Raw genomic sequence first — 25,569 nt, 5'->3', positions numbered from 1 at the left:
GTGAATTATGTTTGAAAATTTAACAGCAGCTCCCGCCGATCCCATTTTAGGATTAGCAGATCTTTATAATAAAGATGAACGCACTAACAAAATTAATCTTAGCGTTGGTGTTTACAAAGATGAAACCACTAAAACACCTATTTTAGAAAGTGTAAAAAAAGCAGAACACTTTTTATTAACTGATGAAACGACCAAAAGTTATTTACCTATTGATGGTGTCAATGCTTTTAACGTAGCAACCCAAAAACTTCTGTTTGGTCGTGAAAATGAACGTGCAAGAACCGCACAAGCGCCTGGTGGCACCGGTGCATTACGAATTATGGCCGACTTTTTAGCACGTCGAACTAAAGTAAAACGAGTTTGGGTCAGTAATCCATCTTGGCCAAATCATCGCAGTGTTTTCCAAACAGCAGGTCTTGAAGTGCGTGAATATCATTACTATGACCCGCAAAACCATGGACTTAATTTTGATGCAATGATGAGTGATTTAAGCCTTGTTGCAGCTGGTGAAGCTGTGCTATTTCATGGTTGTTGTCATAATCCGACAGGCATTGATCCGACCACAGAACAATGGCAAGCCATTGCCGATTTAGCCTTAAAAAATGGTTGGTTACCACTTTTTGATCTAGCCTATCAAGGTTTTGGTCAAGGCATTGAAGAAGATGTTTACGGATTAAAGTTATTTGTCGAAAGTCAACCAGAACTACTAATTGCTAGTTCTTATTCAAAAAACTTTGGCCTGTATAACGAACGCGTTGGCGCATTTACCTTAATTGCCGCCGATAGTGAAATTGCCGATCGCGCTTTTAGCCAAGTCAAAACCATTATTCGAGCAAATTACTCAAACCCACCTGCGCATGGTGCAAAAATTGTTTCTTATATTTTAAACAATGATGAATTAAAAGAAGAATGGATAGATGAATTAACTAATATGCGACAACGTATTCACCGTATGCGTCAATTATTTGTCAAAACCTTACAAGAAAAAGGTGCTAACCAAGATTTTAGTTTCATCGCTAAACAAAATGGTATGTTCTCATTTAGTGGTTTAAGTGAAGAGCAAGTACTGAAATTACGCAACGATTATGGTATTTATATTGTCAATTCTGGACGAATCAATGTTGCAGGCATGACGTTAGATAACATGTCCAGACTGTGTGAATCAATAGTTGAAGTGTTATAAAAATATTATTAGTAAAATTTTGGACGATTTAATTTCTAGTTAAACAAGTTTAATTAACGTTATTTCGTGTAAATTAAAAAAATAAAAAATTTGTTAGCTACCTGCATACTTTAAATTGTAGTTGTAAGGGCGGTATCATGATATATAGGCATTTTTTATTTAAAGCATCAAGGATTGTAAAATGATTAGTAAAGATTTGCGCTCGGTTTTAAATGCGGGTTCGCTAATTGTTGGTTTAATTAACGCAACATTTTTTTATTTTTTTATCTCTCTAATTATATTATTCGTTAATCTTTTTATTAGTTCAAATATACTAAGGGATATCGGTTATCTTTTCTTTGTGATTTTTGTCGTGACTTTCATACTTAGTATTTATATAAAACTAAAAAACTCAAATAAAATAAAATCGCTAGCAAGAAATTTAAATATGAGTTGGACGCGTGATCTTACTATAGGAAAAATAAATGCAACTTCTGTTATATATTATCCCAATAGTAAGACTTTTTATTTTGTGAATCCAGTAGCAAATATATATGCTAGCGTTCCTCATGATTTTTTCAGAAATGTTGAACTGGAAGTAACGACAAAAACGGTAGCTAAAACAGAGGGCAATAAAAATTCAGCAAAAACGCATTATAAAGAAAAAGAAAATTGTAGTTTAATACTTTTTACCAATGATTTTAATATGCCAAGAATTTCAATTCCGATAAAAAATGGTCATGATGCCAGAAACTGGAAAGCAAAATTAGAATTGCATATTGCACCATAATTCCTCGATAGGAGCTAAGTATGACAGCAATATCGTCAATTCTATTGCTGTCAAGAATCATCATCAAAAACAGTGAATCATACTATTTACCGATTCATCAAGCAGTAGCCAGAATATGATCCGCGCTAAATTATTTTAATGCAAAGATAAATAAGTATAACAAAATGAAGTTAAACATACTGAGCTAACACAAATAATTATCGATTATCCTTTAATTATATAAAGTCTAATTCTTATTTTTATTCACTTTTATAAATCCCCACTTAAGTAGTCGTCTGATAGCAAATATATAAATTGAACTGGAGTATCAACCCAAAATCCAATCAGTTCATCAATGATTGGCAATAATGGTTCCATTGAAACCAAAATGAGCTAAAACTCAATGTTTTTATTCCATTTTGTTATATCAATAGACAAACTGATTATTAGACGATGATTGAATTATTATGAATAATTATTAAACAGAGTAGAGAATAATTATTGAGGGTGATTTAGTGGCATCACACGTTATAGATTTTTTGATTTTAGGTAATAATTTTGGCACGAGTGAAATGCGTGCCATTTGGTCAGAACAACATCGTTTAGAAAAACAAGTACAAGTTGAGGTCGCCCTAGCGCAAGCACAAGGTGAACTGGGTGTGATTCCACGCGAGGTTGCCGATGCAATTATTGAAAAAGCCGATGCCTCTCAACTATCTATTGAGCAAATAGCCGATGAAGCAGCTAAAGCCAAACACTCCTTAATGTCAACCATTAATGCACTACAAAAACAAGTGGGTGAAGCGGGTCAATTTATTCATTATGGTGCAACGACCCAAGATATTGTTGATACGGCGACAGTCTTACAACTAAAACAATCATTTGCAATAATTGAACGTGACACCAAACTGATCGCGAACGAACTCAAACGGTTAGCAAAAAAATATCAATTTTTACCTATGGTTGGGCGTACTCATGGTATGCAAGCACTCCCAACAACGTTTGGCTTTAAGCTTGCAGTTTGGTTAGATGAGTTTGTTCGCCACTTACAACGGTTAAATGAGATCAAACAACGAGTATTAGTCGGTAATATCAGTGGCGCAATTTGTACCTATGCATCAATGGGTGAGCTAGGGCCGAAAATTGAACAGCACGCATTAACCTTACTCGGTCTTAATACCCCCAATATTGGCTGGCAAGCCGCTCGTGACCGTTTTTCAGAATACGCATCAGTCATCGCGTTAATCAGTGGCACACTCGGTAAAATTGGCAATGAATTTTATAATTTAATGCGTACTGAAATTAATGAGGTAGAAGAGCCTTTTTCAGACGGAAAAATTGGCTCAACCACCATGCCACATAAACGCAATCCAGCAGCATTAGAAGGTCTTGCCAGCTTAACGGCGCCATTATTAAAAAGTGTGGCGCTAATTCATGAATCGATGAAAGTTGAACATGAACGTGATGCCATGAGCTGGCGAGCTGAGTGGATCGCCCTACCTGAAATTAACCTTTATATTTCTGCACAATTACAAACAGCATTAGCTGTTTTGAAAGGTTTAAAAGTCAATGCCAAACAAATGCTCACCAATTTGTCATTACAAAATGGCTTATTACTGTCAGAGAAAGTTATGTTTGAAATCGGTAAACGGTTAGGCAAACAGACAGCACATCATTTAGTTTATCAAAATGCAATGAAGGCTTTTGAACAGCATCGCCCCTTTAAAGCGGTATTATTAGAAGATCCCAACTTGAATCAAGAATTTACCGATGTAGAACTTGAAAACTGGTTAAATCCAATTAATTACTTAGGATCAGCATCTGAAAAAGTCCAACAAGTGATTGATTATGCGGATAAAAGCGGAGTGTTAATATGAATTTTCGCTTGATGACTTATGATGATATTCCTGCTTATCAAACGTTATTGCACAATGCCTATCAGGCAGTCAGTCAATTAGGCATTCATTTTGCCGCTGCGACTGTTGACCAATTTACCATTGCCGATCACATTGAATCGAATGCGGTGTATGTTTCTGAAAAAGATAGTGAGTTAGTATCAACGTTGAGTATTCGCTTTCCTTGGGGTAATAATCCTGGACCTTATGGCTTACCCCATTTAGGCTGGTTTGCAACCAATCCCCAATATAAAGGTCAAGGCTATGGCAATGCATTATGGGACTGGGTAGAAAATCAAATTTTAATAAATCAATTAAAATTACCTGCGGTTACATTAGGTACTGCACAAAATCATCCTTGGTTAGCACAAATTTATATCAATAAAGGTTATCGCCCAATTGGTCAAGCTGACTTAACACCAGACCATACTACACTTTATTTGGAAAAAATACTTAATCATAAAAATTATACTCAATGGAAATCAAGGAGTAATTAACGATGAGAACAATAAAAACGATAGTATCGACAGTAATATTCGTGTGCTTGACGCTACTAGTTGGTTGTGATGATAAAGCGACCAATCAAGCAACAGAACAAAAAGTCATTAAAGTTGGCTCAACAGGGCAAAGCTATCCAAATGGATTCAAACAAGACGGCAAGTTAATTGGTTTTGATGTTGAAGTGACACAAGCGATTGCTAACGAGTTAGGCTATCAAATTGAATGGGTCATTGCTGAATTCGGTGGCTTAATGGGGCAGTTTGATTCAGGGCGATTAGATACCATTGCCAATGCTGTTGCAATAACGCCAGCCCGCCAAGCCAAATACGATTTTTCCAATGCTTACAGCTTTTATGGTAGCCAAATAGTTACACATAAAGATAATCAAACTATTAATACTCTATCTGATTTTAAGGGTAAAACTATTGCTGGCGTGCTAGGTTCAAATCACATTAACAATTTGAAAAAAGCATTTCCAAATAATGAAGTCACAATTAAAACTTACGAAACAAGAGATGGCGCAATGTATGACACTGAATACCAGCGTGTTGACGGTTATGTAAATTCTAAACCAATTTTACTTGCTGAAATCAAACGAAAAAATTTACCGTTTAAATTAGTCGGTGAACCAATAACTATCGAACAAGTAGCGTTTCCATTTAGTAAAGATGAAAAAGGTAAAGCACTACGTGAAAAATTTAATCAAGCTTTAGAAAAGTTACGTGCAAATGGTACATTGAAAAATCTATCAATTAAATATTTTGGCGAAGATATTACCTCATGAATTTTAACATAGACTATTTTTTAAGTGTGTTCCCGCAGATTTTACCTTATTTGCCGGTGACACTCTTTATTTCTATCGTGTCGATTATTTTCGCCATTGTTTTAGGACTAGCTATCGCACTGGTAAGAAACAATAACATTGTTATTGTCGATTCGATTTTTTCGCTGTTTATTTCTTTATTTCGAGGGATCCCTTCAGTTGTTTTACTATTTATTATCTATTACGGATTGCCACAAATTTTTCCAGTATTAAAACAGATGGGTGCAACTACAGCGGCCATTATCTGCTTTAGTCTAAAATATTCAGCCTATTTAGCCGAAATTTTTCGGGCAGGATTAGCATCGGTCGATATTGGTCAAAAAGAGGCTGGACTTACATCAGGTTTAAGTATTTTTCAAGTTTATCGAGGCATAATATTGCCACAAGCTATGATCAACGCACTGCCAAATACTGGTAATATGTTTATCTCATTACTTAAAGATTCATCCGTGGCTTTTTTTGTTGGTGTGCAAGAATTACTTGCCGCAGGGAAGATGTTAACGGCAAACTCTTTTCTTTATTTTGAAACCTACTTAGCGGTGGGTATTGTCTATTGGCTAACTGTTGTTGCTTATTCTTGGATACAAAAACAGTTAGAACGTAAACTCACCAAGCCTTATCATCGTTAAGGAGCAAAGGAATGATTTCTGTATCTCATTTATCTAAACGGTTTGCTGATAATGAAGTGCTAAAAGATATTAACTTGCAGGTAAAACAAGGCGAAGTTGTCGCTATTATTGGTCCTTCTGGTTCAGGAAAATCAACATTATTACGTTGTTTAAATTTACTGGAAAAACCTAATACAGGTACAATTCGTATCGGTGAGGTTGTTCTTAATTGTAATCAGTACAGTCATAAAGATGAGAACAATTTACGTAAACAATCTTCCATGGTATTTCAACACTATAATTTATTTAAAAATAAAACAGCGTTAGAAAATATTACCTACCCACTTAGAGTGGGTAAAAAAATGAATAAAAATCAGGCTAAAGAGCTTGGCATATCACTATTAACCCATGTAGGCATGCTCGAATATGCAAATCAGTACCCAAGTACTTTATCCGGAGGTCAACAACAGCGGGTTGCCATTGCTCGAGCATTAGCGGTGAGGCCCAAAGTGCTATTATTCGATGAACCTACATCAGCGCTCGATCCTGAGCGGGTACACGAAGTATTACAAGTCATGTTACAACTTGCTAAAGAAAACATTACAATGATCATTGTCACTCACGAAATGGAATTCGCCAAATATGTTGCTGATCGTATCATTTTTATGGCTAATGGTATTATTATAGAAGAGGGTGTGGCTAAATCTGTTATCGATAATCCACAACATGCACTCACGCAACGCTTCTTGCGTCAATTAAGCGACGATATTAATTTCGAAATTTAGTGAACACCTTGTTCATTCAATAAAAGTAAGAAATCATTCTATCGCTTAGAGGTTTAAAGCGTTAACCAATGTCGTTTAACAAATTGGTCAACGCTTAGTCCTGTAGCCAATTGATAGATATCTTTCACTAAATTATCGGCTTGTTGTTCATTTCCTACTGCTTTTTTTAATTTCAACTGCATCTCAAGCTTGGTATAAGGATTGTTTGGGGAACCTTTGGGGTTATCAATCCGCTGACAAATTGTATTTCCAGAATTAAAATGAATCTCTACCACAACATAGCGTCCAGTATAAGCTTCTGGTTGTGCGGTAACATCAATCTGACAGCTATCTTGAATTTGATAAGTACGTTGCATTTTTTGCATCAAATTATGAATATTCTCTGGTATGCGATTTGAGGAAAATTGTTCAAAATCAAGAGGGATCCCCAATAGCGTTAACGCTAAAATATATTCAGCAGAAAATCGCCCCTGTTCCGCTAGGGTTGGTAATGAATAAATTAGCGCGGCATCACTGTTGGGTGGTGCAAAGAAAATTGTGATATGAGTAATATCATGACAATTAAATTTTGGATGCTGAAACAGTAATTGTCCCGCATCGGCTATATATGCAGCCGCAGAGCAGTAAGAATAAGTCTTAAACCATAATCCAGGGTTAGCAATCTTCCAACTTTTGCCCCATTGATTTAAACTAAAATTACCATTACCTTGCCCATAAACCGCTAGAAACCCTAACTTTTCATCGAGAAAATCTTTATCAGCCGATATCCCAATACTTAACCATTCAATAGACTGGATCGCCTGTTGAGCCGCTAGCCCTGCATGTAAAAATTTAATCGGTGTGCCCATGAGTAAGCGCATTCCTGACGCTTGGGTTGCCGCTAATGCTAATGCTTGAGATAAAAAAGGCTTATCATACAAATAACAAATTGCTGCCGTTGCCGCCATTGCCCCGAGCGTAATAGTTGTATGCCAACCTTTTTCATAATGCTGTGGATTGACGCTTTTACCTAATAAAGCCATAACTTCAACGCCAATAATATACGCCGTTAAAAACCGTTGTCCATTCAGATCAATCGCATTTTGGTTGTCTAACCGAATACTGGCAAACAGTGCCGATAAAATAACAGCCGAAGGATGTCCTCGCACATCAGCATGCACATCATCATAATCTAAACAGTGCGCTTGATAGCCATTAAATAAGGCAGCTTGGCGTGCTGTTGCCAATTTTTTTTGCCCAACAAGCCAAGATCGGGCATGTCCACCTTCATCCGCTATCCACGCCAAAAGCTTTTGTGCATCACTATCATCATGCGCTTGTAAACTACACGCAAAATAATCAATCACACCATTAATCGCACACTCAATTGTGTGAGGATCAGTAATTAACGGTGTATTTTTTATTAAACAACTTAACTGTTTGCCTAAATTCATTCGCTGCTCATTGAAACGGTTTGATTCACCTACTGATTAAAATAACCGATAATCAGTAATAAATTAAAGATTATAAAATTATATTTTTATAACTAAAAATCATTAGATTATACAGTTGTATTAATATAGGCTTTCTTGACTAAAATTTTATATGTTAAACTAAATCACCTTTGAGTTATCCATATCAGAAACTAGCAAGTTTTATTATGTCAATTTGTTATATTGCCTTAGGAAGTAATTTACAAGATCCCCTTGCGCAAGCAAAACAGGCTATTGCAGCTTTAAAACAATTACCCGATACTGATGTCGTTGATGTTTCACCTTTTTACCGGAGTAAACCGCTAGGTCCTCAGGATCAAAATGATTATCTTAATGCCGTAATTAAGTTATCAACGTCCTTATCACCCATTGAATTGTTGGATCACTTACAATCGATTGAACAATCACAAGGGCGCGTTCGCAAAGAGAATCGTTGGGGAGCAAGAACGTTAGATCTTGATATTTTGTTGTATGATGAGTTAATCATGAACACTGAACGATTAACTATTCCACATTACCATATGAAAAAAAGAGAATTTGTTCTTTATCCCTTATTTGATATCGCTCCAGACTTAGTCTTACCTGATAACGATAACTTGTATGACTTAGTCAAGAAATGTCCCGAAAATGGATTAAAAAAGTGGGATAATTAATTATCTTGATTAATAACATAGAGTTGTCACATTTTATTTCGATTTAAGCAAAAAAATATTAAAAAAAATTTGCCAACGGCTAATTTATTGCTATAGTTTACCGCTTGCAAATAATCTGTACTTAAGGGGATTGCTGTGAAAAAGGAACAAAAAGTAAATACATCTTCTCTAAGCCTGCTTTCAATTGCGGGACTTGAGCCTTATAAAGAGGCTAAAGACGAGGAGTATATGAATCCTAAGCAATTGAAGCATTTCAAACTCATCTTAGAAGCGTGGCTTGCTCAATTACAAGGTGAAATGGGAAAAACTGTTTCACACATGCAAGATGAAGCTGCAAATTTTCCAGATCCAGCCGACCGAGCAACTCAAGAAGAAGAATTTAGCTTAGAATTACGCGCTCGGGATAGAGAACGAAAACTGATCAAGAAGATTGAGAAAACATTAAAGAAAATCGAAACTGATGATTTTGGTTATTGTGAATCTTGTGGCGTAGAAATTGGCATTCGTCGCTTAGAAGCAAGACCTACGGCTGATTTATGTATCGATTGTAAAACACTTGCTGAACTTCGCGAAAAACAGATGGGTATGTAATACCTATTTGTTCACACATTCACATATTTAACAAATATGTCTAAGCGCTATATTGGTCGCTTTGCACCGTCACCATCGGGACCTTTACATTTTGGTTCGTTGGTGACCGCCTTAGGAAGCTATTTACAAGCAAAATCAAAGCATGGTAAGTGGCTCGTTCGAATAGAAGATATCGATCCGCCAAGAGAAGTAAAAGGTGCATCATCCTTAATATTAAAAACGTTAGAGGCACTCAACTTATATTGGGATGACCACGTCCTTTATCAGTCCGCATGTAGTGAACGCTATCGAGCTACATTAAATCAGTTACTACAAAATCAACAAGCCTACTATTGTAATTGCACAAGACAACGAATACAGCTATTACCTAACGGATTTTATGATGGTTTTTGCCGCCAACAACATTTAACACTAAAAGATGATCAACCATATGCAATACGTTTAAAGCAAAATCACCCTATTTTTGAGTTCACGGATAAAATTCTAGGTTTACAAAAAATTGCAGCAATAAATGCGAATGAAGATTTTATTATTCACCGCAAAGATGGTTTATTTGCTTATAATTTAGTAGTGGTACTCGATGACCATCACCAAGGCATCACCGAAATTGTGCGCGGCGCAGATTTATTGCCCGTTACCGGTAAACAAATATCACTTTATCAACTTTTTGGTTTTAACGTTCCCAGCTACTGCCACCTGCCTTTAGTGCTGGATAATAATGGCAATAAATTATCTAAACAAAATCACGCTAAAGCCATTGAACTTAGCAATATTCAATCAATCACTGCGCAAGCATTACAATTTTTAGGTCAACCCCTACCGCTTGATTGGCAAGATGCAACTCAGCAACAGCTACTTGATTGGGCAATCAGCCATTGGAATCTCGCATTAATACCGAAACAAAATAAGCCATTATCCACCGATATAAGATAAATTTGGCGTAATACCAACTTTATGTTGGTGTAATAGATGTTTTTCAGGTTTTATCATTAGCGAGGCTAAAATTCGTGCTTTTAATTGTGCTTTTTGTTCAGAACTAACCAGTAAATCACGCAAATCTACCGCAGCATCACCAAATAAACAATAATGCAGTTTACCTATTGAAGAGACCCTTAAGCGATTACAACTTTTACAAAAATCTTTTGAATAAGGCATAATCAAACCAATTTTACCTAAGTATTGAGGATGATAATAAACTTTAGCTGGGCCAGATAAAGCTTGTTTAGGTTGTAACTGCCAACCTTGTTCAATGAGCTGTAATTCCATGGAGTGACCCGCTAAATGATAACGATTAAAAAGGTCTTGGCTTTCACCGGTTTCCATAAGTTCAATAAAGCGTAACTCTATCGGACGGTACTTTATCCAAGCTAAATAATCGTTCAATTTATCATTCATATTTTTCATTAATACAGTATTAATTTTAACTTTTTTAATACCTACTTCTAATGATTTTTCCACCCCTTGCAATAGTTCTTTAAGTTTATCTTGGCCTGTAATTAATTTAAATAAATGGGGAGAAAAACTATCAATACTAATATTAATCGAACTCAGTCCAGCTTGATGCCAATGATGCACATTTTTCAATAAACGTGAACCATTAGTTGTCACCGCCACATCGCGAACACTAGGATAAGAGGAGATCATTGATAAAATATCGATAAAATCTCGACGTAAGGTCGGCTCTCCACCGGTTAATCGAATTTTATGCACACCAAGTTCAGTAAAGGTCGATACAATATTATCGATCTCATTAAGCGTTAAGAAGTGATGATCTTTATTAGGGCGATAACCATTGGGTAAACAGTATTGACACTGAAAATTACACAGCTCGGTAATCGACAAGCGTAGATACTGAAATCGACGCTGATAATTATCCATTAATTGCATATATAACAAACACCTTATCCAAATCGGGAAGCATAGCCATTTCTGCGCTATACCGCGGCTAAGTTACCATATGAAACTAAAAATTCACTTAGGTAAAATAGCTTCAGAGTTTGTTTTAGTCTAGCATAGACTCGATTTTTTGACCATGAACAATTAATCAATATCAACATAATAAATAACAATTTAGGACTTAAATTATTGATTCAAGTTTGTCATTGCCATTTTAAGTATTGATAACTGTAATGTAATTTGGAATAGATGGAGCATGGCGATAAAGATAAACCCACCGCATATCATCTTTATGAAGTTTTAGATAATGCTTAACTAATTTATCAATTTCTCAATTTACTTACAGTGCCTTTAAGTAAACAAAAATCATTTTTCATAATTGTCACATTTCCTTATGGCTTAATCTATGTAATTGATAATTTAATCATCATAGTATAAAAATCTAATTTATATCAATATTACTTATACCTTTTAGGATATATCAATTTATTAGAATATTATATTATTCTTAACTTTACTTATTAAAAGTTCTGGTTGAATATATAATGATTTTTTGTCGATAAAACCGTCAAATGGAGGTGGTAATGATTACCCATATTAGCCCATTAGGATCAATGGATTTGCTTGCACAAGCTGAAGTTGATATGTTAAAAAAATCTGCTAATAGTGAGCTTTATCAATTATTTAGAAATTGTTCTTTAGCGACCCTTAATGCGGGTAGTAAAACCGATAGTACCAAAGAGTTATTAGATAGATTTAAATCGTTCGAAATTAATGTAATTAGTAAAGAACGCGGGGTGAAATTAGAGTTGATTGATGCGCCCGAAAGTGCTTTTGTCGATAAGCGAATGATTCGTTCTATTCAAGCCAATCTTTTTGCTGTACTGCGCGATATTCTCTTTTTGAATAGCCAAATCAGTGCCGTTAAACAATTAGTTTCTAATGTTAAATTGGATAGAGATCACTCATTTTATATAACCAATCTGGTTTTCTCTATTTTACGTAATGCTAACGCATTGCATGTCGGCGAAGAGCCCAATCTGGTTGTTTGTTGGGGTGGCCATTCAATTAACGAAAGTGAATATTACTATGCCAGACAAGTAGGAATGCAACTTGGTTTGCGTGAGCTTAATATTTGCACTGGCTGTGGACCAGGCATTATGGAAGCGCCAATGAAAGGGGCTGCTGTTGGTCATGCTCAACAACGTTATAAAGACAGCCGTTTTATCGGTCTAACCGAACCATCAATTATCGCGGCAGAACCACCAAATGCGTTAGTTAACGAACTCATTATTATGCCGGATATCGAAAAACGACTCGAAGCCTTTGTACGTATTGCTCACGGTATTATTATTTTTCCAGGTGGGCCTGGCACCGCTGAAGAATTGCTTTATATTTTAGGTATTATGCTAAATCCTGAAAATAAACATCAAGCACTTCCTCTTATTTTAACCGGTCCCAAAGAGTGTGAAGACTACTTTGCTGCGATTGATAGTTTTATTCGCAATACCTTAGGTGATGAAGCGACTAAACTTTATCAAATTGTCATTGATTCGCCAGAACAAGTGGCTCGTATAATGAAGGAAGGGGTAAAACAAGTGAAAGCTTCGCGTTTAGCCACTGGCGATGCTTACGGTTTTAACTGGCTATTAAAAATAGATGAATCGTTACAACACCCATTTGAACCAATACACGAAAACATGGCTTCACTTAATTTACATAAAGATCAGCCAGTTGAATTATTAGCTGCTGATTTGCGCCGAGCGTTTTCTGGTATTGTTGCAGGTAATGTTAAAGAGTTTGGTATGAAACAGATTGCCGAGCATGGTCCCTATAAATTGCAAGGCGATAAAGAGATCATGACGCAACTTGATAATTTACTGCGTAGTTTTGTTAAACAAGACCGTATGAAGTTACCTGGTGGTACTGCTTATAAACCTTGTTACGAAATCTGTTATTAACTGAGCCAATAAAAGTAAAAAAACATAATTTGTAGGTCACTTTAACGTTCAAAAAGAGTAATCATTACAACTGGGGAATTAGTTGTTGACGTTAAAGTGACTGATTAATTAGTTCGATAATTGCTTAGTAGTAATCAATAAGCCTACCAACAACTCTGGATTGTTATCTAATTAAGATGTCGGTAGCCCATTATTTTAATTAACCTAACGGTCAAAAATCATTTAAAATATCTAACGCTTCTGAGACTTTTTTTACGCCAAAAACTTGCATATTTTCAGGCCTCTTTTTAGGCATATTGGCAAAAGGTACAATCGCTTTTTTAAAACCATGTTTTGCAGCCTCAGCAATTCGTTCTTGTCCACTCGGTACTGGGCGTATTTCGCCGCCTAAACCAATCTCACCAAAAATCACCACATCTTGCGGTAATGGGCGATTACGAAAACTCGATACTAATGCAGCAATTAATGCTAAATCGGCACTAGTTTCGGTCACTTTTACCCCGCCAACAACGTTAACAAAAATATCCTGATCGGCCATTTGTAACCCACCATGACGATGTAAAACAGCAAGTAATAGTGCTAATCGGTTTTGCTCTAAACCGACAGTAACGCGTCTTGGATTACCATACATTGAGTGATCAACAAGAGCTTGAATTTCAACTAATAATGGTCTTGTTCCTTCCCATAGCACCATAACAGAGCTACCAGGTAACATTTCATCACCACGACTTAAAAAGATTGCTGATGGATTACTCACCTCTTTTAGGCCTTGTTCTGTCATGGCAAATACACCTAACTCGTTCACTGCACCAAAACGATTTTTATGACTACGTAGTGTTCTAAAGCGGGAATCGGCATCACCATCTAATAAAACTGAGCAGTCGATACAGTGTTCAAGCACTTTTGGTCCAGCCAATGATCCATCTTTAGTCACATGACCAACCATAATAATGGCAATACCTTTAGTTTTGGCAAAACGAGTTAAGTAAGCAGCGGTTTCACGCACTTGGGCGACGCTACCGGGTGAAGATTGAATATCAGCAAGATGCATAACTTGAATAGAGTCAATAACCATTAATTTAGGTTGTGACTGTTCTGCCAGTAAACAAATTTGTTCAATGCTGGTTTCAGACAGCATATTGATATTATCGGTGGGTAATCCTAATCGATGTGCACGCATCGCAACTTGTTGCAATGATTCTTCACCAGTTACATACAGCGTGTTCATTAGCGTAGAAAGCTTGCTCATGGTTTGCAGTAATAACGTACTTTTGCCTGCTCCGGGATTACCGCCAATCAAAATAGCACTGCCAGGGACAACCCCACCACCAAGTACGCGGTCAAATTCAGAAAAGCCAGTCGAAAACCTTGGTAGCGCTTCTAAACTAATTTCAGATAATTTTTGGATTTTAGTTTGTCCTGCACCACCGGCATAACCGGATAATCGATCATTACGTGATGAAGTACTGGCTAATCTAACTTCCGTAATAGTATTCCATGCATGACAAGCGCTACATTGACCTTGCCAACGAGGATACTCAGCACCACAATCATTACAGACATAAGCACGCTTTACTGTTTTTGCCAAACTTTTCTCCTAACCTTCACTTAATAAACTGGTTGATAAAATACACCACAATCCGGTTAAATCCGCATAATTAATGCTAATCCGTGCTTTTTCCACCACTTTGGGTTTACCATGATAAGCTACGCCAAGACCCGCTATACGAAGCATCATTAAATCATTAGCACCATCACCGATAGCAACAGTTTGCTCTATTGGAATATCTAGTGATGTCGCTAAATGCTGTAAGGTTCTGGCTTTGTATTTTGCATCAACTATCGGCCCGATAACCTTACCGGTTAATTTACCGTTTTTAATTTCTAACTCATTGGCATAAGCATCAACTAACTTTAACTTTTGTTTTAGATGATCAGCAAAATAGGTAAAGCCGCCTGAAGCGATTGCAACATGCCAATTTTTTTTATGTAATTCTCTCACTAAATAAGATAAGCCTGGCGTAAGAGGTAACGTATCTTTCACTTGTTGTAAAATATTTTGCTGCGCACCTTTAAGTGTTGCCACTCTTTTACGTAAACTTGTAGCAAAATCAAGTTCGCCGCGCATGGCTTGTTCCGTCACAGCGGCCACTTGTTCACCAACACCCTGTAATTTAGCCAGCTCATCAATACATTCAATGCCAATTGCAGTCGAATCCATATCCATAACAAGTAGTCCCGGTGAATGTAATGATGGCAAATTATCAATGGGCGCAACATCAATACTTAAAGCCAATGAAATGGATTTAGCTTTTTTAGGCATGACGCCAGCAATTCTAACAATCTGATATGTTTTAATTTTCCACGACGACACAATTACCATTGGCATAGCTAGTTGGTTTTGGAATTTTGATAAAACAGTTTTATTTAATTTTTTGCCATAAATAATCCAACCTGTTTTACCCGCATTATAGTCAAGGGGTACCACTTCGCATCCATTTAAAGATAGCGGTAAACCTTGCCAAGATTGAATATTTTCAGGTAAATCATTGTAGGTAAGTGTGTAAGCCATATCAGAAAATCTTTATAACGTGAAACGAAGCCAAAATTTATCATATCTACAAAAGATTGTCCAAATGGGTAAGGTGTTTTATATTCAGTATCTAAACATAAATTGAATTCGTCAAAGTGTCTTTGCCGTTTTAATTTTGATAATTGTATTTGGTTAAAATTCAATTTATCAAACCCATTTTAATACTTACCCATATCATTATAGATATGTCATAGCGTTAATGCCCACAAGCAAAGTTGTTCTAATGCAGGACGTATCCGTTCACCCTGTGGGGTCAATCTATATAACACTTTTAATGGCGGTTTATCCCCAAAAACCGTGCGCGTAATTAAGCCATCCTCTTCAAGCTTTTTAAGTTGAATACTTAATGTCATATCGGTAATTTCTGGGATGATGGTTTTTAATTCACTAAAGCGTTTTTCGCCAGAAAGTAAATAATGAAGTATCACCCCTTTCCATTTTCCACCAACTAAATCCATCGCTAAGCTGATAGGGCAATAATATGTTTTATTGTTATAAGTTTTTACAGTGCTTTGCTTGTCTAGTTCCATTTAACTACCTAACGCTTTAAGTTTATAACTATCTAATTTGATAGATATTGCCATAAACCTATTAAGGCATAAACTAATAATAGTCGCTCACATTTTTATAGTATAAATCCAAAAGGAATCATCATGGCATTAATTATTTTAGGTCATCCCAATATTGAACAATCTATTGCAAACAAAACCATTATAGAATCATTGCAAAAACAGATTACGGATTTAGAAATTCGTAATATTCACCAACTTTATCCAGATTACAAAATCAATGTACAAGAGGAACAAGCCGCTTTACTGAGGCATGATCTTATCGTTCTACAATACCCTATGTATTGGTTTAACATGCCAGCAATACTTAAAATATGGTTTGATCAGGTATTAACCTACCAATTTGCTTATGGCTCACAAGGCGATAAATTAAAAGGTAAAAAGTTATTACCAAGTTTAACAATTGGGCAAGCTGAGAAAAATGTTCAAGAATATAGCGCCGATTTAATCAAAAATTTACTTGAGTCGGTTAAGATTTCAGCACGCTACACACAAATGGAATATCTTCCACCTGCATTACTCTATGGTGTTTCTCCAATTATGAAAGGTGAAAGTGAAATAAAAGCAAATGCCTTAGAACATTCAAAACAGTTAGCTCAAAGAATAAAAAAATACAGCTAATCGGTAAAAGATGATATATATTATTAATATATATCATCATGTTTGATTTAATTAATACTACAGAAAATTATCAATCCCAGCTTGATTAATAAAAATAGTTTAACCTTGCCTTGTTATTTAGCTCAAAATTCTTTTACTCAGGTATTTTTACTAAAAAAATCCCAATAGAAATAACGATCACAATTTGCTATATCTAAAAGCAAAAAATCCTTTTTAAAAATAGAAAAAACAATCATCTACCATCACCTTGCTAAACGGTTCACATCTGTTAAAATTAACGTTTAGCACAATTAATGCTTTGATCTCGTCGTTATTATTAAATGGTGAGTTCAGTTTAATTGTTTTAAATGATGCAAAATTTACATACGAATAATATCAATATGATAACTTCAAACCAACCTAAAAAACGCTTACCATCGATTCTCGTATTCATAGTGATCTATCTTATCTGTCAAGCAGTGGTTTTTTTGTCAAAACCAATACTTCGTTCGCTCGAAAAGCTTGCTTACGCGATTGATGATTTTCTTAATTATACGGGTATTGCTTTAGCCGACGGTGAATTTGATCCTGCTGGGTTGTGGGTAATTTTTGGTGTGCCATTTTTGTGTGCGATTGTGCTCTTTTATCTCCTCAAAAAATTAACCGATAAGATAAAGCCTTCCTCGTCAATAAAATAGGAAATAAATCACTATGCTCAGTTGAGCATAATAAGTTATAAAAAGGCTTTATTTATTATAATAAACTTTAAAGGCCTATCTAGGAGCAATAAACAGCGCTCACCTTTAGGCGTTAAATTTTCTGCAATACCGCGTAGAAGAAGCCGTCACCGCCATGTTCACTCGGTAGTAGTTGTTTAATTTCACCTTGTAATTGGGCGTCACGATATTCATTGAGAAAACGCGTGATCTGTGCATTGTTTTCATCAGGTAAGATTGAACAGGTAGCATAGACTAAAGTTCCCCCTATTTTCAAATAGGGCCAAATTTGAGTTAAAATAGCGTACTGTAACTCAACTAATTGAGCAATATCGGCATCACGACGTAACCACTTGATATCAGGATGTCGCCGAATCACCCCTGTTGCCGAACAAGGTGCATCAAGCAAAATGCGATCAAAAATTCGACCTTTGCACCATTTTTCAGGCGTTAAACCATCACCTACTTTGACTTCGGCGTGCTGTTTTAAACGCGTCAAATTTTGTTCAATACGTTTTGCTCGATTAGCATCAACATCAACAGCCAATACTTGTGCTTGTGGTGCTATTTCTAAAATATGCGTAGTTTTACCGCCTGGTGCAGCACACATATCTAATATCTGTTCACCATTTTGAGGTGCCAATAAGTAAGCGGCATATTGGGCAGATAAGTCCTGTACCGTTACCGCACCATCTTCAAAATAAGGTAATTTGTTCACATTAACCGGTGTAATTACCTGTAATGCACTCGGCATTGATGGATAAACTTGTGATTCAATTTTTACGTCAGCTAATTGTTGCTGGTAATCAGCTACACAATAGTGGTTTTGATTAACACGCAACCACATGGGCGGTTTTTGATTATTGGCAGCAATAATTGCTTGCCATTTATCAGGATAAGCTTGCTTTAGACGGTTAACTAACCAACTTGGGTGTAATGTTCGGCTTGTTTGCTCTTTGCTGCTTTGACTAAAAGTGTGTTGTAACGATGTTTGTTGGCGTAAAAATTCACGTAATACACCATTAATCAAACCTTTTAGTGACGATTTTTTTAAAACATTAACCGCATTGACCGTTTCACCAACCGCGGCATGTTCAGGAATACGGGTATAAAGAATCTGGTAAATCCCGACTAATAATAGATAATGCAAAACTCTATTTTTACCAGTCATGACTTTAGCCATGAGATGATGAATATAAAAATTGAGCTCCGGTAATACTCGCATTACCCCAAAACAAATCTCTTGAACTAAGCTACGATCTTTATCGGCTATTTTGTCATGTTCAGCAGTTAACGCTGTATTGAGTGATTGCCCACCTTCCAATACATTAAAAATGACCTGTGCACAAACTGCACGAATGTTAGGGTGTAATTTTTTATTCATACAAGATAATAACCTAGCTCAATTAGAGAGCGACTTATTATAAAATTAATGAACCCACCCAACCCGCAATAAATAAGGGGATATTAAAATGGGTGAAAGTTGGAATAACACTATCACGAATATGGTCGTGCTGCCCGTCACTATTAAGCCCAGCTGAGGTTGCTAAGATAGTATCAGATGGCGGTGAACCAGCATCGCCAATAGCGCCTGATGCACCAATTAAACAGACTGTTGCAATCGGTGAAAAACCAAGTTGAACACAAAGTGGAACATAAATCGCGGCAATAATTGGCACAGTTGAGAATGAAGAGCCAATACCTAATGTAATCACTAATCCTACTAACATCATCATAAATGAGGCTATCACTTTATTGCCAGCAAATAAAGCTGCACTATTAATCACTAAAGGCTCAATTTCGTGAGTTTGTTTTAAAACTTCGGCAAAACCTTGTGCAGAGATCATCACAAAACCAATCATTGCCATCATTTTTATACCATCAGTAAAAACACCGTCGGCTTCACCCCATTTAATTGTGCCTGATACAATAAAACAAATAAAACCAATTAAGGCGCCTAAAATCATTGAGCCAGTGTAAAGTTGGATACTAAACGATAGCACTATCGCTAAAAGTGAAACAAAAAGTGAACGCTTATTCACATTATTTAACGCTGATAAGTTGGTCTCTTGGCGAATAATTTTATATTCACGAGGTTTTCGGTAACTGATAAAAATTGCCCATAATAAACCAATAAACATACCTAAAGCAGGTATAGCCATAGCATGCATCACGTTGACATGGCTGACATCCATACCTGATGAGATAATATTTTTTAATAAAATCTGATTTAAAAAGATGTTGCCAAAACCTATGGGTAAAAACATATAAGGAGTGATAAGACCAAATGTCATAATACAAGCAATCATTCGTCTATCTAATTGCAAACGTGACATAACATATAAAAGCGGTGGAATTAAAAGTGGTATAAAGGCAATATGAATAGGAATAACATTTTGTGAGGAAATACTTACTAATGCAATAATGATGATTAATAACCATTTAATTCGGGTTTTCGCACTGCTTGATGTCAGCTGCTCAATAGCTTTATCGGCCAATAACTCTGGTAAGCCTGATTTTGATATTGCAACCGCAAAGGCACCGAGCATGGCATAAGATAGTGCAATATTAGCACCATTACTGATACCAGTATTAAAGGCATCAATGGTTTCTTTCAATGATAAATGACTAAATAGCCCACCAATAAATGCCCCAATAATTAAACTAATCACGACATGAACACGGCAGAGCGATAAAATTAACATGCAAACTACCGCGACAACAACAGCATTTATGGACGAGAACAAATCAAGCACTATATTCATAAAAAGATTTTCGGTTAATCAGTAAAGCTTAGCATTTTAGGTGATCGATACTGAAAGTGCAATTGATAGTGTACACTCACTAATTAGCAGATTTAACAGTAGCATTTTAGATTTATGCTTAGTTTTAACGATTTGTTATAGGCTTAACTTAAAAAGACCAGCTTAATTGATCAACGATTTTTTTTCAATTTGGTTAATTTAACTCTTTGATTTTAGCCATCGGCTATCAAACTTATACGATTATTGATAATATTCTACACGTTACAGAATCAACTAGATAAAGGATTGTTGAGTTTCGACAATAATGCCTAAACGTTAAAATAACCGGTATAGGCTCGGCGCAATAATTTCATAAAATTGATAATTTATATAAATTAACTTTTCAATATAAAGTACAATACATTAAATTGGTTATTAGCACACAATAAGATACCGATTATTCAATGTGTTATAAAATAACTTTCTTATCATTGTCGCTCAATCCAGTTATAATGATGTTTTATGCAGTTTTAGTCATGCAAGATAAAAATCTAGGTAATAGAATTGATTGCTTACCTTATTTAAAAATTAAGTTTTGCGATCTATAAAAGTTTGTTATGGAGTGTTATTAATGAGAAGTAATATAGACGGTCATTTTTTACTGATTGGTTTAATGGCATATCCTATTCGTCACAGCTTATCCCCTCAGATGCAAAATACCATTTATTCTAAATTGAATATTCCTTATGTCTATTTAGCTTTTGAAGTCGATCAAGAAAAGCTACCCGATGCCATAAAAGGGCTTCGTGCATTAGGTTTACGTGGTAGCGCAGTTTCGATGCCAAATAAACAATTGGTTTGTAACTATTTGGATAAGTTGACCCCTGCTGTTGAAATGAGTGGTGCTTGTAATACTATATCTAATGATAATGGTGTGTTGACCGGTTATAACACAGATGGTATTGGTTATATGCGCATGCTCAAAGAAGCTGGCGTTGATGTTATTGGCAAAAAAATGACGATACTAGGGGCTGGTGGTGCAGCAACAGCAATTGTGGTTCAAGCAGCACTCGACGGAGTAAATGAGATTGCTATCTTCAATCAAAAAGATGACTGCTACGCTAAAATTGAAACTGTTGCTAAAAAATTGAATGAAAACACAAATTGTAAAGTTCAGGTTTTTGATCTTGCTAATGAAACGCAATTACGTAAAGCAATAGCTGATAGTACCGTACTATGTAATGCGACCGGAGTTGGCATGAAACCCTTAGAAGGACAAAGTTTAATAACCGATCCCACCCTACTAAGGCCTGAGCTTGTCGTCACTGATTGTATCTATAGCCCTCGCAAAACCAAATTATTAGAAATTGCCGAAAAGCAAGGTTGTAAAACCTTAAATGGTATCGGCATGATGTTATGGCAAGGTGCTGCTCAAATAAAAATTTGGACAGGTGAAGATGCACCCATTGAGTATGTAAAAGAGAAAATGGGATTTAACGATTAATAGATAGCAAGATTTTTTTGAATTGGAATGACTATCTAATTATAACGATTTAAATGACTAAAAAAAGATAGTATCAATTTATTGCTAACAGGATATAACATGAAAACAATTACTATAAAAAATATAGAGATAGGTAAAGGCGCCCCTAAAATCATTGTGCCACTAGTTGGTAAAACTGAAGAAGAACTGCTTGAAGAAATTACCTATCTACAAGATATCGATTTTGATGTTTTAGAATGGCGCGCCGATCATTATTGTCAAGTTGATAATCTCGACTCGGTAAAAGCCATGGCAAAAAAAATGGCTGATTTATTACCAAATAAACCGATTTTATTTACCTTTCGAACAGCAAATGAAGGTGGTGTAAAACCTTGGCCGTTAAGCGCTTATATTGAGTTAAATAAAACGATGGCATCAAGCGGTTTAATTGATTTAATTGATGTTGAGGTCTTTATTGGTGATAGCTATGTTAAAGAAATTATTGATGTTGCCCATAAAAATAATGTCTTTGTTGTAGCTTCAAATCACGATTTTGAAAAAACACCGACTAAAAGCGGTATTATTTATCGATTACGTAAAATGCAAGATTTAGGCGCTGATATCCCTAAAATTGCGGTTATGCCCAAAAAGACAGAAGATGTATTAACGCTTCTTGCTGCTACCACCGAAATGAATGAAATGTATGCCACTAAACCAATTATCACCATGTCAATGGCTGGTCTTGGCACAATTAGTCGAATAGCTGGCACAATATTTGGTTCAGCAATGACATTTGGTGCGGCTAAAAATGCCTCAGCTCCCGGACAGCTCGATGTTAAACAATTACGTTACATTTTAGATGTGTTATATCGCTGTAAACAATAGAACCATTTTGCAATAATATGTAAGATTAAATCCTATAAATAGCAGATACTTAGAATAACCATCTTCATAAAGATATTGGCAAATTTTACATTGTTTTTGATAAGTAATAACAAAAAATCAATTTATTCGTAGTGTCATGATTAATAAATATTTATAATACTGGACCATATCGTTATAGCTTATCTTTTTAAGTTATTTAAATAATACGGTCTAAAGATTGTGCAAATTAACTAACGATAAAATGCTAACAAGTATATACTCAATACATTGCTCTTTTCTGGTGTTAAAGATGCATTATTTAGCTTTACCAACAAAATACTTATTTTAAGTTTGGTTGATAAGTTAAAAATTAAAGAGATTAAAGTATATCAATAACACAAAAGTATGAGGTTTATTTTTTTATGTTCTCTTGGTGGACAAAAGCTTATTTTTTTCTTATCCAGATCCTAGTGAAACTTTTTGTCAAAAGTAAACCGATTCCAACTGATCCAATTACAGAACTAGGTTTAGATACGCACCGACCTGTTTTATATGTACTACCGTATAATTCACAAATCGACTTAATGGTAGTTCGGTCACTATGCTTACAATATAAGCTACCAGACCCTTTAGATAGTATAGAGGTTAATGGTAAAACTGTACCAGCCTATATTTATATCGATAAAGGTCCTGGTATTTTTGCATCCAATCGCCAACAAAATAAAACTATCGAAATTTTAAAAGATTATATTTCGGCTCATCAACAAAATCCTAATCTTGATATACAAATGTTGCCCGTTTCGGTTATGTTTGGGCGCCGACCAGACAAAGAAGGCAAAAAAATGCCCTCACTACAAGTATTAGGTGCAACCTATAAATTGTTTAAGATTATTATTTCTGGGCGTGATTGTTATACTCGTTTTTCTAAAACAGTTTCACTTAAGACTATCGAATTTGATGATAAACAGGATATTTCTGTTTTAGCACATAAGCTATCTCGGGTAGCACGTATTCATTTTGCAAAATTACGAATGGCATCAGTTGGTCCCAAATTACCCGTTCGGCAACAGATGCTAAATAAGTTACTAAATAGTCCAAGACTGGCCGAAGCGATACAAGAAGAAGCAAAAAGTAAAAATATTAGCTTAGATAAAGCTAAAAAAAATGCATTAGCCAATTTAAACGAAATTGCCGCTAATTTCTCTTATCGTATGCTAAGAGTGACAGACTTTGTTCTTACTTGGGCCTGGCATAAACTCTACCAAGGGCTGAAAGTCACCAATGCAGATCCTGTGCGTGAACTGGCACAAAATGGGCATGAGATTGTTTATGCACCTTGTCATCGTAGTCATATGGATTATTTATTACTTTCCTACGTACTTTACCGACAAGGATTAGTCCCGCCTCACATAGCTGCGGGTATAAACCTAAATTTCTGGCCGGCAGGTCCAATATTTAGACGACTTGGCGCTTTTTTTATTCGTCGTTCATTTAGGGGAAATAAGCTATATACAGCAGTATTTAGAGAATACTTAGCCGAGCTGTTTATCCGTGGTTATGCTGTTGAATATTTTATTGAAGGTGGACGCTCACGTACAGGTAGATTACTTGATCCTAAAACAGGCATGTTAATGATGACAGTACAAACATTGTTACGTGGTGATGCAAGACCAATTACGGTTGTACCGGTGTATATAGGTTATGAACATGTTTTAGAGGTCGCAACTTACGCCAATGAACTACGCGGCGCAAAAAAAGAAAAGGAAAGCTTATGGCATACACTTAAAGCTTTCCTAAAATTGAAAAAGCTAGGTTTTGGCTATGTCAACTTTGGTCACCCTATTTTGCTTAATCAATTTTTAAACCAACAGATACCTGAGTGGCGTGACGCAATAGAACCAACAGGCACAGTTCGCCCTAACTGGTTAACGCCTACAACCAATTTACTCGCCAAGCAAATCATGGAACGGATTAATGCGTCAGCAGCAATTAATGCGATGAATTTATGTTGTTCAATACTATTGGCCGCAGATCAACGAGCGTTAACTAAAGTCAGACTACTTGAACACATCGACTATCTTCTAAAATTATTGAAGAAAATCCCTTATTCCGATTTGATAACCATTCCCGATCAAACGCCAGAAGAGCTGTTTGAACACGCTAAAGAAATGGGAAAATTTGTTATTACAACAGATGAAGTGGGTGAAATGGTTGGCTTAACAACAGATCAAGCTGTGCTAATGACGTATTATCGTAATAACATCCAGCATTTGCTAATCATACCAGCGTTAGTTGCCAGAATTTTAATAAAGCATAATCGTATTTCTTCAGAAGAAGTGATTAATCAAATCAAATTGTTATTCCCGTTAATCAAATCAGAGCTATTTCTTTATCATGATGATGAACAACTTACTCAATATGTGAATAAAATCATTGAAACTTATGCTGAGTTAAATTTAATTAGTTATTCACCTGATAAATTAACCTTAAATTATTTAAAAATGTCAGGATTACAATTACTTGCTTCATCCTCAAAAGATACTTTGCAGCGTTATATGATTGCGTTTTCTTTGTTACAAAAAGATCCGTCTATTAGTCGTGCTACTTTAGAAAAAGAAGGGCGACTTATTGCCGAAAGATTATCGGTTTTACATGGTATTAATGCTCCAGAGTTTTTTGATAAAGGCGTATTTGCTACATTAGTCAGCTCACTACGTGAACAAGGTTATTTAGATGATGAAGGTGGTGCTAATTTAGCTAAAATTGCCACTATGCATGAAACGCTTAAACCTTTGATTACGGCAAGAGTGATGCAAACTATTGATGAGATAAATCCTTTAGTAACGCAATAAAATAGTTGATAAGTTTCAGAAAATCAATGATT

Annotated in this window: 23 protein-coding genes and 1 riboswitch; of the genes, 16 read left to right on the top strand and 7 right to left on the bottom strand. The window is 35.7% G+C overall.

The window, feature by feature from the left end:
- Positions 1-7: 7 nt before the first annotated feature.
- The 7 genes from A9G09_RS06625 (at position 8) to A9G09_RS06595 (ending at position 6,543) form a co-directional block, all read left to right on the top strand.
- The gene (locus A9G09_RS06625) at positions 8-1,183 is read left to right on the top strand and encodes an amino acid aminotransferase (protein WP_065634085.1); all 1,176 of its coding nucleotides are present in this window, start codon (positions 8-10) and stop codon (positions 1,181-1,183) included.
- A 181-nt stretch (positions 1,184-1,364) separates the two neighbouring features.
- The gene (locus A9G09_RS06620) at positions 1,365-1,952 is read left to right on the top strand and encodes a hypothetical protein (RefSeq protein ID WP_065634084.1); all 588 of its coding nucleotides are present in this window, start codon (positions 1,365-1,367) and stop codon (positions 1,950-1,952) included.
- Positions 1,953-2,446: 494 nt separating this feature from the next.
- Complete coding sequence (gene purB / locus A9G09_RS06615) at positions 2,447-3,808, top strand: adenylosuccinate lyase (protein ID WP_065634083.1); 1,362 nt, start codon at positions 2,447-2,449, stop codon at positions 3,806-3,808.
- Entirely contained in the window at positions 3,805-4,323 is a 519-nt protein-coding gene (locus A9G09_RS06610) for a GNAT family N-acetyltransferase (RefSeq protein ID WP_065634082.1), read from the top strand. Before purB ends, A9G09_RS06610 begins: the two co-directional genes overlap by 4 nt.
- A 2-nt stretch (positions 4,324-4,325) precedes the next feature.
- A complete protein-coding gene (locus A9G09_RS06605) occupies positions 4,326-5,111 on the top strand; it encodes an amino acid ABC transporter substrate-binding protein (RefSeq protein WP_065634081.1) in 786 nt (261 codons plus the stop codon).
- Positions 5,108-5,779, top strand: a complete 672-nt coding sequence (locus tag A9G09_RS06600; RefSeq protein ID WP_065634080.1) for an amino acid ABC transporter permease — start codon at positions 5,108-5,110, stop codon at positions 5,777-5,779. Before A9G09_RS06605 ends, A9G09_RS06600 begins: the two co-directional genes overlap by 4 nt.
- Positions 5,780-5,790: 11 nt before the next feature.
- Positions 5,791-6,543, top strand: coding sequence for an amino acid ABC transporter ATP-binding protein (locus tag A9G09_RS06595; RefSeq protein WP_065634079.1), 753 nt, complete (start codon positions 5,791-5,793; stop codon positions 6,541-6,543).
- Between the two features lie 53 nt (positions 6,544-6,596).
- Here the strand turns inward: A9G09_RS06595 and A9G09_RS06590 are convergent, their stop codons facing one another.
- On the bottom strand, positions 6,597-7,976 hold the full coding sequence (locus tag A9G09_RS06590; protein ID WP_065634078.1) for an MmgE/PrpD family protein: 1,380 nt from the start codon (positions 7,974-7,976) through the stop codon (positions 6,597-6,599).
- Positions 7,977-8,182: 206 nt separating this feature from the next.
- Between A9G09_RS06590 and folK the strand changes: the two genes are divergently transcribed.
- From folK to gluQRS, 3 genes are all read left to right on the top strand, one after another.
- A complete protein-coding gene (gene folK, locus A9G09_RS06585) occupies positions 8,183-8,668 on the top strand; it encodes a 2-amino-4-hydroxy-6-hydroxymethyldihydropteridine diphosphokinase (RefSeq protein ID WP_065634077.1) in 486 nt (161 codons plus the stop codon).
- 135 nt (positions 8,669-8,803) lie between these two features.
- Positions 8,804-9,259 carry an RNA polymerase-binding protein DksA gene (gene dksA / locus A9G09_RS06580; RefSeq protein WP_065634076.1) on the top strand — a complete coding sequence of 152 codons (456 nt, stop codon included), beginning with the start codon at positions 8,804-8,806 and terminating at the stop codon, positions 9,257-9,259.
- 36 nt (positions 9,260-9,295) lie between these two features.
- The gene (gene gluQRS / locus A9G09_RS06575) at positions 9,296-10,192 is read left to right on the top strand and encodes a tRNA glutamyl-Q(34) synthetase GluQRS (protein WP_065634075.1); all 897 of its coding nucleotides are present in this window, start codon (positions 9,296-9,298) and stop codon (positions 10,190-10,192) included.
- Here the strand turns inward: gluQRS and moaA are convergent.
- Positions 10,172-11,146, bottom strand: coding sequence for a GTP 3',8-cyclase MoaA (gene moaA / locus A9G09_RS06570; RefSeq protein WP_065634074.1), 975 nt, complete (start codon positions 11,144-11,146; stop codon positions 10,172-10,174). The two genes, gluQRS and moaA, sit on opposite strands and share 21 nt — an antisense overlap.
- Positions 11,142-11,266: riboswitch (molybdenum cofactor riboswitch) on the bottom strand. (Overlaps the previous gene by 5 nt.)
- 473 nt (positions 11,267-11,739) lie before the next feature.
- On the opposite strand from moaA, the gene ppnN reads away from it, so the two are divergent.
- The gene (gene ppnN, locus A9G09_RS06565) at positions 11,740-13,116 is read left to right on the top strand and encodes a nucleotide 5'-monophosphate nucleosidase PpnN (protein WP_065634073.1); all 1,377 of its coding nucleotides are present in this window, start codon (positions 11,740-11,742) and stop codon (positions 13,114-13,116) included.
- A gap of 211 nt (positions 13,117-13,327) precedes the next feature.
- On the opposite strand, the gene radA is transcribed toward ppnN, so the two are convergent.
- The 3 genes from radA to A9G09_RS06550 all read right to left on the bottom strand — a co-directional run bounded on the left by radA (position 13,328) and on the right by A9G09_RS06550 (position 16,239).
- Complete coding sequence (radA, locus tag A9G09_RS06560) at positions 13,328-14,704, bottom strand: DNA repair protein RadA (protein WP_065634072.1); 1,377 nt, start codon at positions 14,702-14,704, stop codon at positions 13,328-13,330.
- A 9-nt stretch (positions 14,705-14,713) separates the two neighbouring features.
- Positions 14,714-15,688 (bottom strand): phosphoserine phosphatase, encoded by a 975-nt coding sequence (serB, locus tag A9G09_RS06555; protein ID WP_065634071.1) that lies wholly within the window; start codon positions 15,686-15,688, stop codon positions 14,714-14,716.
- A gap of 209 nt (positions 15,689-15,897) precedes the next feature.
- Complete coding sequence (locus A9G09_RS06550; RefSeq protein ID WP_065634070.1) at positions 15,898-16,239, bottom strand: helix-turn-helix domain-containing protein; 342 nt, start codon at positions 16,237-16,239, stop codon at positions 15,898-15,900.
- 123 nt (positions 16,240-16,362) lie between these two features.
- Between A9G09_RS06550 and A9G09_RS06545 the strand changes: the two genes are divergently transcribed.
- Together A9G09_RS06545 and A9G09_RS12720 are read left to right on the top strand one after the other, a co-directional pair.
- Positions 16,363-16,899 carry an NAD(P)H-dependent oxidoreductase gene (locus A9G09_RS06545; RefSeq protein ID WP_065634069.1) on the top strand — a complete coding sequence of 179 codons (537 nt, stop codon included), beginning with the start codon at positions 16,363-16,365 and terminating at the stop codon, positions 16,897-16,899.
- Positions 16,900-17,366: 467 nt separating this feature from the next.
- Positions 17,367-17,576 carry a hypothetical protein gene (locus A9G09_RS12720; RefSeq protein WP_141671539.1) on the top strand — a complete coding sequence of 70 codons (210 nt, stop codon included), beginning with the start codon at positions 17,367-17,369 and terminating at the stop codon, positions 17,574-17,576.
- Between the two features lie 112 nt (positions 17,577-17,688).
- Here the strand turns inward: A9G09_RS12720 and rsmB are convergent, their stop codons facing one another.
- Positions 17,689-18,978: a 16S rRNA (cytosine(967)-C(5))-methyltransferase RsmB gene (gene rsmB / locus A9G09_RS06535; protein WP_065634067.1), complete on the bottom strand. Its 1,290-nt coding sequence runs from the start codon at positions 18,976-18,978 to the stop codon at positions 17,689-17,691.
- Between the two features lie 37 nt (positions 18,979-19,015).
- Entirely contained in the window at positions 19,016-20,359 is a 1,344-nt protein-coding gene (locus A9G09_RS06530; RefSeq protein ID WP_065634066.1) for a Na+/H+ antiporter family protein, read from the bottom strand.
- Positions 20,360-20,969: 610 nt separating this feature from the next.
- Here A9G09_RS06530 and A9G09_RS06525 point away from each other — a divergent pair.
- From A9G09_RS06525 to plsB, 3 genes are all read left to right on the top strand, one after another.
- Positions 20,970-21,842: a shikimate dehydrogenase gene (locus A9G09_RS06525; protein ID WP_065634065.1), complete on the top strand. Its 873-nt coding sequence runs from the start codon at positions 20,970-20,972 to the stop codon at positions 21,840-21,842.
- Between the two features lie 99 nt (positions 21,843-21,941).
- The gene (gene aroD, locus A9G09_RS06520) at positions 21,942-22,706 is read left to right on the top strand and encodes a type I 3-dehydroquinate dehydratase (protein ID WP_065634064.1); all 765 of its coding nucleotides are present in this window, start codon (positions 21,942-21,944) and stop codon (positions 22,704-22,706) included.
- Between the two features lie 401 nt (positions 22,707-23,107).
- A complete protein-coding gene (gene plsB, locus A9G09_RS06515; RefSeq protein WP_065634063.1) occupies positions 23,108-25,537 on the top strand; it encodes a glycerol-3-phosphate 1-O-acyltransferase PlsB in 2,430 nt (809 codons plus the stop codon).
- Positions 25,538-25,569: the final 32 nt, after the last annotated feature.

The organism is Gilliamella sp. wkB292, from assembly GCF_001690235.1.
Taxonomy (GTDB): Bacteria; Pseudomonadota; Gammaproteobacteria; order Enterobacterales; family Orbaceae; genus Gilliamella; species Gilliamella apicola_F.
This window is presented reverse-complemented; position numbering and strand designations above follow the sequence as displayed.

Excerpts from the sequence above, each read along its gene's own strand:
- A9G09_RS06550 (WP_065634070.1), bottom strand. The coding sequence starts at position 16,239 with ATGGAACTAGACAAGCAAAGCACTGTAAAAACTTATAACAATAAAACA.
- plsB (WP_065634063.1), top strand. The coding sequence starts at position 23,108 with ATGTTCTCTTGGTGGACAAAAGCTTATTTTTTTCTTATCCAGATCCTA.
- A9G09_RS06545 (WP_065634069.1), top strand. The coding sequence starts at position 16,363 with ATGGCATTAATTATTTTAGGTCATCCCAATATTGAACAATCTATTGCA.
- rsmB (WP_065634067.1), bottom strand. The coding sequence starts at position 18,978 with ATGAATAAAAAATTACACCCTAACATTCGTGCAGTTTGTGCACAGGTC.
- A9G09_RS06600 (WP_065634080.1), top strand. The coding sequence starts at position 5,108 with ATGAATTTTAACATAGACTATTTTTTAAGTGTGTTCCCGCAGATTTTA.
- gluQRS (WP_065634075.1), top strand. The coding sequence starts at position 9,296 with ATGTCTAAGCGCTATATTGGTCGCTTTGCACCGTCACCATCGGGACCT.
- A9G09_RS06590 (WP_065634078.1), bottom strand. The coding sequence starts at position 7,976 with ATGAATTTAGGCAAACAGTTAAGTTGTTTAATAAAAAATACACCGTTA.
- A9G09_RS06620 (WP_065634084.1), top strand. The coding sequence starts at position 1,365 with ATGATTAGTAAAGATTTGCGCTCGGTTTTAAATGCGGGTTCGCTAATT.
- aroD (WP_065634064.1), top strand. The coding sequence starts at position 21,942 with ATGAAAACAATTACTATAAAAAATATAGAGATAGGTAAAGGCGCCCCT.
- moaA (WP_065634074.1), bottom strand. The coding sequence starts at position 11,146 with ATGCAATTAATGGATAATTATCAGCGTCGATTTCAGTATCTACGCTTG.
- A9G09_RS06605 (WP_065634081.1), top strand. The coding sequence starts at position 4,326 with ATGAGAACAATAAAAACGATAGTATCGACAGTAATATTCGTGTGCTTG.
- serB (WP_065634071.1), bottom strand. The coding sequence starts at position 15,688 with ATGGCTTACACACTTACCTACAATGATTTACCTGAAAATATTCAATCT.
- A9G09_RS06530 (WP_065634066.1), bottom strand. The coding sequence starts at position 20,359 with ATGAATATAGTGCTTGATTTGTTCTCGTCCATAAATGCTGTTGTTGTC.
- A9G09_RS06625 (WP_065634085.1), top strand. The coding sequence starts at position 8 with ATGTTTGAAAATTTAACAGCAGCTCCCGCCGATCCCATTTTAGGATTA.
- A9G09_RS06525 (WP_065634065.1), top strand. The coding sequence starts at position 20,970 with ATGAGAAGTAATATAGACGGTCATTTTTTACTGATTGGTTTAATGGCA.
- A9G09_RS06595 (WP_065634079.1), top strand. The coding sequence starts at position 5,791 with ATGATTTCTGTATCTCATTTATCTAAACGGTTTGCTGATAATGAAGTG.
- folK (WP_065634077.1), top strand. The coding sequence starts at position 8,183 with ATGTCAATTTGTTATATTGCCTTAGGAAGTAATTTACAAGATCCCCTT.
- ppnN (WP_065634073.1), top strand. The coding sequence starts at position 11,740 with ATGATTACCCATATTAGCCCATTAGGATCAATGGATTTGCTTGCACAA.
- A9G09_RS06610 (WP_065634082.1), top strand. The coding sequence starts at position 3,805 with ATGAATTTTCGCTTGATGACTTATGATGATATTCCTGCTTATCAAACG.